Source organism: Allorhizocola rhizosphaerae (genome assembly GCF_003426775.1).
Classification (GTDB): Bacteria; Actinomycetota; Actinomycetes; order Mycobacteriales; family Micromonosporaceae; genus Allorhizocola; species Allorhizocola rhizosphaerae.
Genome location: NZ_QJUG01000011.1, coordinates 1 through 12,320, shown reverse-complemented (window position 1 = coordinate 12,320; position 12,320 = coordinate 1). Strand labels below are relative to the sequence as shown.

Below are 12,320 nucleotides of genomic sequence, written 5' to 3'. Positions count from 1 at the left end.
GGAAAACTATCTGCTCGGTAAGGTATCCGCATGCCGGAAATCGAGACCGCCGAGACGATCGCCAACCTCCGGACCGTCACGGCCGGGGCCGTGCTGGAAAACCGGGCGGACCTACGCTCCTATCCATATCGATACCTGGCCATCCACTCATATTCAATGATGCGAGGGCACGGCGTGCGGGCGGTGATGGCGGCGGCTGAGGTCGTCGAGCAGTGGGGCTGGCAGATGGTCAACATCATGGAGACCGACAAGCAGATCTATGCCTTCATGCGCCGCGTTGCCTAGCCCTCCATGGAAGGTGCGAACGCGCTGGTCGCCGTGGCCTGGCCAATGCCAGGTCGTGCGCGCCGGGTAGCGCCGCGGGCGTCGACGGCGGTCCGCAACGTCCGAACCCGACAGTGCTATCTGGACACGACCGCGCGGGGCGCCGTTCATGCTGACAAATGTCACTTCTGATCGGCGAATGCAGGTGTTCGCGGGCCTCTTTGGTCGTGCGCGGGTGGATCGGGCGGTACCATGCCGGTGTCGAGTCGCTGTCGACGATCGACGTCCCGCCGGTTGCGCGTCCCCGACTCCGGCTCGCCGGTGTCAGTGGCATGTTAGGGCGATCATCGATGTAGTGTATAAGCGGTCTGTGCGCACCGACGAGGCTCCGGAAGGGGTACGGGATGGGAGCTGACCGCGAATCGCTCGTCCAGGATCTGACGCGGGCGGCCGTCCGGGTGGAGATCCTGCATTCCAGCGAACGCGCCCGGGTGAGCCGGTTGTATCTGCCTGGCGGCAGCGTGATTCGCAAGGAGCCGCTGGGGCCGGGGCGGGACGAGCGACTGCGGCACGAGAGCGCGGTTCTTGAGCGGCTCTCCGGGGTTCCCGGCGTGGTCGCACTGGCGGACTCTCCTCCGTGCCCGGATTCGCTCGTGCTGGCCGATCTGGGCGGCACCACCCTGGCGGCTACGCGCATGCCGGTCGATGCCTCTGAGTTGCTGCGGCTGGCGCTGGAGCTGGCGGCTGTGCTGACGGAGATGCATCGGCGAGGCGTGGTGCACCGGGACATCAACCCGGCCAACATCGTGCTCAGCGAGGATGGACGCAAACCCCGCCTGATTGATTTCGCGTTGGCGACGACCTTTGCCGGCCTGCGCCCAGAGTTCATTCATCACAATAAAATCGTTGGAACACTGCCGTACCTGGCGCCGGAGTCCACCGGGCGCACCGGCCGGCCCGTGGATCAGCGCGTCGACCTGTATGCGCTCGGCGCCACGCTGTACGAGCTGGCCACCGGCGTGCCGCCGTTTGGCACCGGCGACCCGCTGCGGCTCGTTCACGACCTGTTGACCCGGGTACCGCTCCCGCCGGATCGGGTCAATCGGGCCGTGCCCGCCGACCTGTCACAGATCATCATGCACTTGCTGGAGAAGGAACCGGACAACCGATATCAAACGGCTGAAGGGTTGCTGCATGACCTGATCCAGGTCCGCGACGGATTTGCGGTACGGGTGGGCGAGCACGATTTCCCGGCGCGTCTGCGGGCCCCGACCCGGCTGGTCGGCCGGAGCGACGAGATCGCCGGCCTGCGGTCGGCCTTCGCCGCCGCGATGGTCGGCAAGTGCCGCGGAGTGCTGGTGAGCGGGGCAGCCGGTGTCGGCAAGACCGCCCTGATCAACGAGCTTCGGCCGGTGGTCACCGCCGCGGGCGGTTGGTTCGTGACGGGCAAGTTCGACCAGTACCGCCGGGATCTGGAGTTCGACGCGGTGGCGCAGGCGTTCCGGGCGCTGGGGCGGCTGCTGCTGGCCGAACCCGAGCCGGAGCTGGACAAGGTCCGGGTGCGGATTCTGTCCGCGCTGGGACCGAACGCCGGGCTGGCCGCGGCGGTCCTGCCGGAACTCGCCACCCTGCTGCAGGTGCCGCCGGATCCGGGCGATCCGATGACCGCGGAGGTGCGTGCGCAGACCATCGCCGTCGAGATTCTGCGCGCGGTGGCCTCCCGTGAGCGGCCGGTGGTGTTCGTGGTCGACGACCTGCAGTGGGCCGCCCGCACTCCGTTGGGCTTCATCGATGCCGTGCTGAGCGGGCAGGAGGAGGTGGAAGGGCTGCTGTTGGTCGGCGCGCATCGGTCGCAGGGAGTCGATGCCATCCACCCGCTGGCGGGCATGCTCTCGCATTGGGGGCAGCAGGGCGACGCGGTGAGGTTCGTGCGACTGGAAAGCCTGCCGGTGTCTGGAGTGGCCGCCCTCGTGGCGGACATGCTGCGACTGGACGGCAAGCGGGCCGAAGAGCTGGCGGCGGCCATCATCCCGCACACCGCGGGCAATCCCTACGAGACGGTGGAGCTGCTCAACGCCCTACGCGACGACGGTGTGCTGAAGCCGGGCGCCGGTGGCTGGCGATGGTCGCCGGCCCTGCTCCAGCAACGGCTGAACCAAGGTGACGGGGTGGGACTCATGGACCGGGCCGACGCCATCCCGTCGGCAACCCGGGCGGTGGTGGAGGCCATGGCCTGCCTCGGGGGCGAGGTGGAGCTCGACGTGCTGGGCGTGGCGTTTGACCGGTCTGCCGCGGACCTGGAGTCCCAGCTGGCCCCTGCGCTGGACGGCGGCCTGCTGGCGCGGGAGACGGCGACCCGCCAAGTGGTGCGATTCAGCCACGACCGGGCGCGGGAAGCCGTGCTCGCCCACATGGAACGCCAGCGGCAGCGCGCCCTGCGCTTGGGGATGGCCCGACGGCTCGCGACCCGGCCCGACCTGTTCGCCGCCGCGGCCGAACAGTACCTGGCGGTGCTCGACGCCGATGCGGAGGCACTTCACGATCCGGCACTTCACGATCCGGCTGAACGGCGGCGGGTCGTCGAGCTGCTGCGGCGCGCCGCCGAGCAGGCCAACCTTTTGAGCAACCACCCGGTGGTCGAGCGGTGCCTGACGGCCGCCGGGCGACTGGCGGACCCGACCGACACCGCCACGCTCATCAAAGTGCACACCGGCCGCCACGCCGCACTGTATGGGCTGGGCCGGCTGGAGGAGGCCGACGAGGTCTACCAACTGGTCGACCGGCTCTGCAAGGACCCGCTGCAGCGGGTCGACGCGACGTCGGTCCAGGTGATCAGCCTGACCAACCGCAGCCGCCCCCGAGAGGCCGTTGACCTCGGTCTTGAACTGTTGCGGCAGCTGGGCGTCACGGCACCGCCACCTGGGCAGCTCGGCGCCGAGATCGAGGACGGGCTCGACGCGCTGTACCGCTGGGTGGAGGACAGCGACGCCGACGATGACCTGCGCCGCCCGGACATCACCGATCCGACGCTGCTCGCCGTCGGGACGTTGATGAGCCGCATCATGCCGGCGGCATTCTTCTGTGATCACGACGTGATGGCATGGCTGATCCTGACGGCGACCCGGATCTGGGCCGAACACGGCCCCGCCCGGACACTGCTGAGTCCGATCAGCCACATCATGGTCGTCACGGTCGCACGGCGGCAGGATTACCGCACCGGCTACCGGTTGATGCGGCGGATCCTCAACGTGGCCGACAAGCGGGGCCACGAGCCGGACGCCTCCCGGGCCCGTTTCCTCTACGTGATGACCGCCGGCCACTGGTTCGAACCACTCGAAGATCTCCTGCCGATGTTCGAGCACGCCCGCGAGGGTCTCATCCGAGGCGGAGACCTGCAGAACGCCGGCTATATCGTCGATGTCGCGGCGCGGCTGCTCATCGACTGCGCCCCATCGCTGGACAGCTACATCGCCGGCGGCCAGGCCGCTTTGGCCGTGGCCCAGCGAACCGGAAACGACCAGAGCGCTCAGGTCGTCTCGGCCTTCCAGCGGCTGGTGGACCTGCTGCGCGGCGAAGGCGGCAGCCTGGCGGCCGATCAGTTGGGGGCGGCCGCGGAGATGCACAGCAATGACCCGTTCGTCATGGCGATCATCCAGACAAACGGCGCGCTCGCCGTCGCCCTGCTCGGCGATCAGGCGCAACTGCAGCACAGGACTGCGGCGTTGATGCCGACGCTGCCCGCGCTGGTGACGCTCTACCACATGGTGTGGGGCTACCTGCTGCAGGCGTTGGCTCTGGCCGGCCAGGCCCGGTCCACGGTCGCCGAAGAGCGGGGGGCGGTGCTGGCCGAGTTGGATACCACCATCGAATGGATCGCCGCCCGCGCCGCCGACGCACCGGTCAACTTCCTTCACCTGCTGCGGCTGGTCGAGGCGGAGCGTGCCTGGGCCCTGGGAGACTTCCGAACGGCCGCACAGGGTTTCGACGCCGCACAACGAGAAGCCCTTCTGCGGCAACGCCCCTGGCACCGGGCGCTGATCCTGGAACGAGCCGCGCGGTTCCATCTCGCGCACGGCATGGAATATCTCGGCACGTCACTGCTCAGTCAGGCGCGACGCGAATACCTGGCCTGGGGAGCGACGGGAAAGGTGCGCCAGCTCGACCGGGCCTACCCGACACTGCGTGCTGGACGACACCTCCCGGCGCAGGCAGCCGACGAGACATCGGGTGGCCCGCCTGCCCGGCAGTCCACCCCGACGCCCGGCGCCGTGGACCTGCTCGGAATCCTTGCCGCCTCACGGGCGCTCAGCTCGGAGACCAGCATCACGAGGCTGCGGGCGCGGGTAACGGAGGTGCTGTCGGCCATGACCGGCGCCACCGGCATCCACCTCCTGTTGCGCAGCGACGACCAGCATCGCTGGATGCTTGCCACGGCCGAAACTGCGGACAGCGGGCTGGTACCGCTCGACGAGGCCGGCCAGGCGGGCGATCTCCCGCTTTCGGTGGTCCGATACGCCGAGCGGACCCGCGAACCGCTGCTGGTCGCCGACGCCACCCGCGAGGACCGCTTCGCCAGGGACCCCTACTTCGCGGGCCTCGAATGCTGCTCGCTGCTCGCGGTGCCGATCCTCAACCGCGGCATCCTGCAGGCGTTGCTGCTACTGGAAAACCGCCTGATCCACGGAGCGTTCTCCACCGAGCGCCTTGACGGCGTCATGCTCATCGCCGGGCAGCTGGCCGTCTCACTGGACAACGCCCTGGTCTACGCATCGCTGGAACGCAAGGTCGCCGAGCGGTCACAGCAACTCGCGGTGGCCAACTCACGACTGGAACTGCTCAGCGTCACCGACCCTCTGACCGGGCTGGCGAACCGGCGCCGGCTCGACGACACGCTCGAAGCCGAATGGCGGCGCGCGCAACAGTCCGGCACGACGCTCGGGTTGGCCATGGTGGACATCGACCACTTCAAACTCTACAACGACCACTATGGACACCCGGCCGGCGACAGATGCATCCAGCGCATCGCGGCCGAACTGAAGCGGCACGTCCGCAACACCGATCTGGCCGCCCGATACGGCGGCGAGGAGTTCGCCGTCGTGATGCCCAAGACGGACGCCGACTCCGCACGCCAGACCGCCGAACGCCTGCGCACCGCCGTTGTGGCGCTCGCGGAGCCACACATCCTGGTGCCTGGCCGGGTCGTCACGGTGAGCATCGGTGTCGCGGCGATACTCCCGGCGGCACAAGACACCGCCCGCCAACTCGTCGAAACGGCAGACGTGGAGCTGTACCGAGCCAAACGCGGTGGTCGCAACCAGGTCCGGGCGGCTCCATAACGTACCGGTGGTTGCGGACTGTCCAATCGCGATGACCGGCGGGTGACGGCCGGTCCCGGGGATCAGCGCCGGGATCGGTTGAGGCGCTTGTAGATCGGGCTCAGTCGCCGGTGCAGGTCCTTGTAGACGTCGAACACTTCATCGTAGGTCGCGCGATTGGCCGGGTTCGGTTCGAAGAGGTGATCCTGGCGCATCAGCCCGGGGATTTCGGCGAACGTGATGTGGCCCGCGCCGACGGCGCCGATCCAGCCCGCGCCTCGGGCGTTGACCGCGACCGGCTTGGCGTCCCGGCGGATCTGGATGCCGAGCACGTCGGCGAAAATCTGGCACCACGCGTCGGACTGGGCGCCGCCGCCCGTGATGACCATCGACGTCACGGGTGCGCCGAGGAAGCGATCCACCGCCTTGGCCAGCCAGCGGGTGTTGAGCGCGACTCCCTCGAACACCGCGCGCAGCAGGTCGGATCGGTTGGTGTGCAACGAGATGTTGAAGAAGCCCGCCCTCAGGTGTGGATCGTCCACGGGTGCGCGCTCCCCGTAGAGCCACGGCGTGTACAGCACACCGTTGGCGCCCGGTGGGACGTTCCGGAGCATCAGGTCGAAGGCGTCGTAGATGCTTCCTTCGTCGCGGGTCACGTGTCCGGCCCCGACCAACGGATCGTCATATTCGACTACCTTGTCCCGCAACCAGGTCAGGTTCGCTCCGGCCGTGGCCTGCAGCGCGGTCATCAGATAGCGGCCGGGAATCGCGCACGGCACAGCGGCGATCTGCGCGACCGGGTCGGTCTTTTTGCGGGCGACGTGCGCGGCGATCCACGAAGAGGTACCCAGATAGAGATGGGGTTTATTGTCTTCGATCGTGCCGGCGCCGATCGCCGCGGCGGTGTTGTCGATGGCGCCGGCGACGACCTGAACCGATTCGGGCAGCCCGAGATGCGCGGCGGCGTCGCGGGAAAGCGTGCCGATCACATCCGTGCAGGCGACAATGGTCGGAAGCTTGTCGCGGTCGATGCCGCAGCCGGCGACGAGCGCCTCGGAGTAGCGAATCCGCGCGGCATCCCGGTTGTCGGTGACCCACGAGGTGAGGATCGAGTCGACGGTGGCCACTGTGTGACCGGTCAGCCTGAGGTTGATCCAATCCAGAACATTGAGGAATTTAGCGGTACGGTCATAGACCCCCGGCATCTCGTCGCGCACATAGAGCATGTGCGCGGCCGGGTCCTTGCCCGTCAGCGACGGCATGCCGCCGGTCAGGCGAAGCCAGCGCACGATGCGGCGCACCGAGATCCCGTCATACGCCGGGAACCCGCCGAACTGCCGGCGCAGGTTGGCGGCCCCGCGCATGTCGAGCCAGCTGATGCACTGGGTCAGCGGGTTCCCGTCGGCATCGACCGCGATCGTGCCCTCGCCCTGCGTCGACGAGCACACGGTCGTGACCGCGCGCAGGTGCTCGGGATGGTCCCGGCCGAGGTCCGCCACGACCTCGCGCAGCGCGTCCCACCAGGCGACCGGGTCCTGTTCGGCGCCGCCACCGGGCAGCACCTGCAGCGGCACGGGCCGCTCGGCCCACCCGGTGATCGTGCCGTCGGCCGCCACCAGGGCGGCCTTCATGCCCGAGGTGCCCAGGTCGATCGCGAGCACCTGCGGCGGGACGCCTGCCATCCGGATCAGACCCCTTCGACTTGAGCGAACACCCGGTCGAACCGCGCCAGCGCCTCGTCGATGACCTCGTCGGTGTCGGCCATCGAGGTGTACATCCGGGAGCCGGCCAGCGTGATGATCCCATGAGCCGCATATGCCGCGCCCATCTGCTCCATCAGCCGCTTGCGCGGCTTGTTCTCCTTGAGCAGCTTGAGCGGGCTGCGCATGTCCATGAGCATCACGCCGCTGCATTCTAGGTGCACGATGGAGCCCTGGTTGTAGGCGACGTACGGCAGGCCGTACTTGTCGAGCAGGCGTTGCAGCCCGCGCGTGAGCCGGTCACCGGCCCGTCCGGCGATGACGGGCGCGTTCGTGCGGGCCATCTCCTGGATCGCGAAGTATCCGGCCGCGCAGGACAGTGGGTTGGCCGACAGCGTGCCGCCGACCTGAATGTGCGCGCCGCTCTTGCCGTCCAGGCCGGAGCCGAAGGTCGCCATGATCTCTGCGCGGCCACCGACGCCGCCCGCCATCGGATAACCACCCGACACCGCCTTGCCGAAGACGGTCAGGTCAGGGGTCACGCCGAAATAGCCGGCCGCCCCGCCCATGCCGACCCGGAATCCGGTGACGACCTCATCGAAGATGAGCAACGCCCCGAACTCGTCGCACAGCCGGCGCACCTGCGCGTTGAAGTCCCTGGGCACCGGACGCGTGCCCGACTCGGGGCCGAGCGGCTCGACGATGACCGCCGCCGTGCCGCCCCGCAGGAACCGGTTTTCGATGAGCTTGCGCCGCAACTGCCCGAGGGCGTGCGGGAACGTTTCGCGGGTGCTGTTGGTGGCGCCGAACGGGATTCCCTTGGCGTTCATGCGATAGGTGCCGGGCACGCGCAGCCCGTAGACCATCGTGTCGGACCAGCCGTGGTAGGCCCCGCCCACCTTGATGACCATCTTCTTGCCCGTGAAGGCGCGTGCCCCGCGCACGGCGGCCATGACTGCCTCGGTGCCCGAGCCAAGTGAGCGATACATCTCGATGTGCGGCATGTACTGGTGGATGATCTCGGCCAGCCTGAGCTCGTACTCGTGGAACAGCCCCGTCACCGGGCCCGACTCGCGGATCACGGCCGCCACCTGTTCGTTGACCGGGCCGTAGTTGCTGCCGAGGATCGTGGGGCCGCCCGCCTGCAGGAAGTCGATGTAGGTGTTGCCGTCGCGGTCGGTCAGGTAGGCCCCCTCCGCCCTGTCGATCGCGAGTGGGAACGGATGGTTGAACGCCAGATTGTGTTGCACCCCACCGGGAATCCGCCGCTTCGCCCGATCGGTGATCTCCTTGCTCGCCCGGCACTTCGTCTCGAAGTAGTTGAGCACATCCAGCATCGCGTCGTGCCGCAGGCCGCGCACGGGCTGCGCCACGAGCGCCTTGAGCCGGCGCATGGTGTCGTCCACGTCCAGATAGCTGCTGATGGCATAGCCTGGTTTGGCTTGCGCGGCAGGCTCGGCGGCCACCGCGTCCGCGCTCGGCAAAACCTCTTCATCCGATACCCGCAACGGTTCCACAGCCTCCGTTATCTGCGCGGCGATCCGCTTCTCGTCCTTGCGCAGCTTCGCGAAGGCGATCTCGCGGATCGCGGCCGGTATGGTGTAGACCCTGCCCGCCTCACTGGTCAACGCCAGCAGGTACGCGATGGAAACCTTCTCCAGCAACGCCATGTTGAACACGGCCCGATCCGGGTCGGTCCCGAGCGCGACGATCCCGTGGTTGGCGATGATGAACGCGTTGTCGCCCCCGGACACCTTCTTCTGCACGTTCTTGGCCAGGAAGCCGGTGCCAGACGGGGCGTAGTCGATGATCGCCACCTGCCTGCCGAGGAAGCGCACCTGCTCGTCGGTGAGCGCGGGGATCGGCTTGCGCAGGAATGCAAGCGCGGATGCGTACGGCTGATGGGTGTGCACGATCGCGTTGACGTCAGGCCGCTCGCGATAGATGTTGGCGTGCATCCCGCACTCGATGGACGGCGCGAGGCCCACTCCCGTGTCGTCGGGCACGTGCTTGCCGTCGAAGTCGACGATGCAGACGTCCTCGGCGCGCATCCGGTCATAGTCGTAGTTGCTCGGGGTCACGGCGTAGAGCCGGTGCCCGGGGATGCGGACCGAGACGTTGCCCTCGGTCGCCTTGAGATAGCCACGCTCGAGCATCGTCCGGCACATCTCTACGACATGCTGGCGGGAAGTCCGGTACCGCATGGAAGTATCGTCTCTCCGCCCGCGAGACACATCATCGTTCCAAAACCAGCGGGAATCGGGACGCGATTTATCACCGCGTGACAAGATGACGTCCGTGAGCGCGCCCCCGGTGTCCCCGACCCCCTGGGAGAGCATCCCCGCGGACCTCTCGGCGGCGATGCGGCCCCGCCTGCAGGCGACCGTGCGGGCGGTGGCCGACGCGGTCACCGAGGCGACACCGGCCTTCGCCACAATCGAGGGCTCCAAGGTCCAACGCGACCTGCGCACCGCCGTCGAGGTGGCGCTTGAGCGCTTCCTCGACCTCGTGGGCACCGGCGAACCGGCGCTGCCGCTGCGCTTCCGAGAGGTCTTCGTCGCCCTCGGGGCCGCGGAGGCGCGCGAGGATCGTGGCCCCGAGGCGCTGCTGACCGCGTTCCGGACGGCGTCGCGCCTGATGTTCCGCGTGGCGTCCGAGTCGCTGGCCCACGTGCGCCCGGTGGACACGCAGATGCTCATCGACTTGTCGGACGCGATCAGCGCATACGTCGACGAGCTGGCCGCGGCGAGCACCGACGGGTTCACCCGCCAGCTGCGTGAGCAGGCCGGCGAGGGCGACCGGCGCCGGCGGCAGCTCGCGGAGCTCCTGCTGCGCGGCAGCGCACCGCACAGCGTCGTGGCCGCGGCCGCGGCCGGGATCGGCTGGCAGTCGCTCGATGCGGTGGTGCCCGTCCTGCTTCCGGCAGACCTTGCACGAGACGCGCGATTTCGTTACAGCGCCGATGGTGTCGTCGCCGAACGCGGACGCGATGCGGTCCTCCTGCTGCGGGCTGGCCCGCGCACGACCCGGACGCAGCTTGCCGAGGGGCTGAAGGGACGGGTGGCGGTCGTGGGCCCGACGCTGGGCTGGGCCCAGGTGCCCGAGGCCGTGCGGCTGGCCGAGCTCATGGGCCTGGCTCCCGGCCCCGTTTTCGTTGACGACCACCTCGGCACGCTGGCCTTGCGCGGCGACCCGGGTGCGCTGGCCGTGCTTTCCGCGCGACGGCTGGCGCCGCTGGCCCATCTGCGCGCCGCGCGACGGGAGAGCCTGCTCGTGACCCTGCGCAGTTGGCTGCGGCACTGGGGCTCCCGTGCCGCGGTGTCGGCGGAGTTGTTCGTCCACCCGCAGACCGTCAGCTACCGCCTCAACAGCCTGCGCGAGCTGCTCGGCGACGACCTCGACGATCCGACGGCGCGGTTCGAGCTGCTGCTGGTCCTGGAAGCCCGATAAAGCCGTTACGTGGCAACCTCTTTGGCCGAGGGTGCCCGAGCGGGCAGGCGAGCCGCCAGCACGATCCCGGGCACCGCTACCGCCGACATGGCGGCCAAAGCCAGATACGGGTTGCCGAGCAGCACCTGCACGAGCAGCACGAGCACGACCCCACCGAGATTGCCGACGAGCATCAGAAACCCGGCCGCGGTGCCCGCGCGCGTCGGCCCTGCGTCCAATTCGGACCAGTCCAGCGCGATCGGCAACCCGGCGAGGAGCACGAACCCCTCGACGGCCAGGGCGAAACCGGTGAAAAGCACGTTGTCGACGAGCGCTATCGAGACGAAAACGAGCGCGGTGATGACGGTTGTGCACACGAGCATGCCTCGGCGCAGGTTGCGCCTGGCGGCTATGCCTGGCAGCACGGCCGCTCCCGCGATCCCGGCCACCGTGGCCACGGCGATGAGCGTGCCCGCGACGCCCGGCCGCCCGATGCCGGTGAGAATGGTGTCCAACCAGGTGGCCAGCGCGTTGAATACGCCGACGCCGATGAACAGCAGGCCGGCCAGGCGCCACATCAGCGGATCGCGGCGCAACCATCCGAGGGACGTGGCGGTCGCCTCGGTGGCGAACGCCGGTGGCACGCGCAACGCAAACACGACGGCCAACGCGGCCACCACGGCGACGCCGGCGTGGCAGGCTAGCACCAGCTGCAGCCCACCGGCTTCCAGCAGTGGCGCACCGGTCATCGCGGCGACGAGGATGCCCACGAACTGCGCGGCGCTGGCCACAGAAATCGCCGCCGTGCGCTCCGCGGGCGGAAAATAGCGGGCGGCGACCTTCGTGCTGGCATTGAGCACGAGCGGCTGCCCGGCGGACAGGACGAATTGCCCGGCCAGCATCCACGCATACGACGACGGGTCCACCAGGCGCAGGGAGGCTCCCAGCGCCGTGAGAAGAGCCCCGGTCGCCAGCGCGGCACCGAACCGCCGGTCCGTCCAGCGACCGGCAGGGATCGCCAGCAGGACGAACATCAGCGGGTTGATGACGGCCAGGTCGCCGATGGCGCCTTCGGAAACCCCGAGAGCCTCGTGTGCCTGCGAGGTGATCGGCGCGAACGACAGCCAGAGAATCTGGCTGCCCGCCACGAGCGTGCCAAACGCGGCCAGCATCAACCAGCGACCGCGCCGGACCGTTTGGGCCATGTCGATTCCTCACTCGAGCGCCGGCACGTGTGGGCTGGGTCTTCAGCAGCGGCTATGGTCGGGCCACTTCGTGGCCGGACCTTAGCCGCGCCCGAGCGGACGGCTTCGACTGAAGGAACCAACCCGTCATGGCACACGATCGGCATTGACCGCCATCCTCATCCGCGAGGCATGACAAATCACTGTCTCATCGGCAGCAGGTATCAGCGCTCGATTTATCATCCCGTGATAGATGCACACCCTTGCCTCTCGACAGTGCTGGCGGAGACTGTGTAACGAACGGTGTTTCCGGCACCGACACGCTGAGTGAGGACTCGGCGGGAAAGGTGCCGTGATGACCACCACCACGACGCTGCGTGAGGCCACACTGGATGTTGTGGCATCGAAGAAGCGACCTGTGTCCAGCC

General features: G+C 68.7%; 6 protein-coding genes. 3 read left to right on the top strand and 3 right to left on the bottom strand.

All coding sequences use genetic code 11. The features are described from left to right. Nucleotides 1-30: 30 nt before the first annotated feature. Nucleotides 31-285, top strand: coding sequence for a transcriptional regulator (locus DM816_RS03575; protein ID WP_117208604.1), 255 nt, complete (start codon nucleotides 31-33; stop codon nucleotides 283-285). Nucleotides 286-668: 383 nt separating this feature from the next. Beyond that, nucleotides 669-5,600, top strand: coding sequence for a diguanylate cyclase (locus DM816_RS03570; protein ID WP_117208603.1), 4,932 nt, complete (start codon nucleotides 669-671; stop codon nucleotides 5,598-5,600). Between the two features lie 62 nt (nucleotides 5,601-5,662). Here the strand turns inward: DM816_RS03570 and DM816_RS03565 are convergent, their stop codons facing one another. Then, nucleotides 5,663-7,261, bottom strand: a complete 1,599-nt coding sequence (locus DM816_RS03565) for a xylulokinase (protein WP_117208602.1) — start codon at nucleotides 7,259-7,261, stop codon at nucleotides 5,663-5,665. 5 nt (nucleotides 7,262-7,266) lie between these two features. After that, nucleotides 7,267-9,483 (bottom strand): aminotransferase class III-fold pyridoxal phosphate-dependent enzyme, encoded by a 2,217-nt coding sequence (locus DM816_RS03560; RefSeq protein WP_117208601.1) that lies wholly within the window; start codon nucleotides 9,481-9,483, stop codon nucleotides 7,267-7,269. 94 nt (nucleotides 9,484-9,577) lie between these two features. Here DM816_RS03560 and DM816_RS03555 point away from each other — a divergent pair, with 94 nt between their 5' ends. After that, on the top strand, nucleotides 9,578-10,729 hold the full coding sequence (locus DM816_RS03555) for a PucR family transcriptional regulator (protein WP_246001508.1): 1,152 nt from the start codon (nucleotides 9,578-9,580) through the stop codon (nucleotides 10,727-10,729). Between the two features lie 5 nt (nucleotides 10,730-10,734). On the opposite strand, the gene DM816_RS03550 is transcribed toward DM816_RS03555, so the two are convergent. Then, the gene (locus tag DM816_RS03550; protein ID WP_117208599.1) at nucleotides 10,735-11,913 is read right to left on the bottom strand and encodes an MFS transporter; all 1,179 of its coding nucleotides are present in this window, start codon (nucleotides 11,911-11,913) and stop codon (nucleotides 10,735-10,737) included. Nucleotides 11,914-12,320: the final 407 nt, after the last annotated feature.

Bases quoted from the DNA above. Each gene is read 5' to 3' on its own strand.
- DM816_RS03550 (WP_117208599.1), bottom strand. From the start codon at position 11,913: ATGGCCCAAACGGTCCGGCGCGGTCGCTGGTTGATGCTGGCCGCGTTT.
- DM816_RS03570 (WP_117208603.1), top strand. From the start codon at position 669: ATGGGAGCTGACCGCGAATCGCTCGTCCAGGATCTGACGCGGGCGGCC.
- DM816_RS03575 (WP_117208604.1), top strand. From the start codon at position 31: ATGCCGGAAATCGAGACCGCCGAGACGATCGCCAACCTCCGGACCGTC.
- DM816_RS03565 (WP_117208602.1), bottom strand. From the start codon at position 7,261: ATGGCAGGCGTCCCGCCGCAGGTGCTCGCGATCGACCTGGGCACCTCG.
- DM816_RS03560 (WP_117208601.1), bottom strand. From the start codon at position 9,483: ATGCGGTACCGGACTTCCCGCCAGCATGTCGTAGAGATGTGCCGGACG.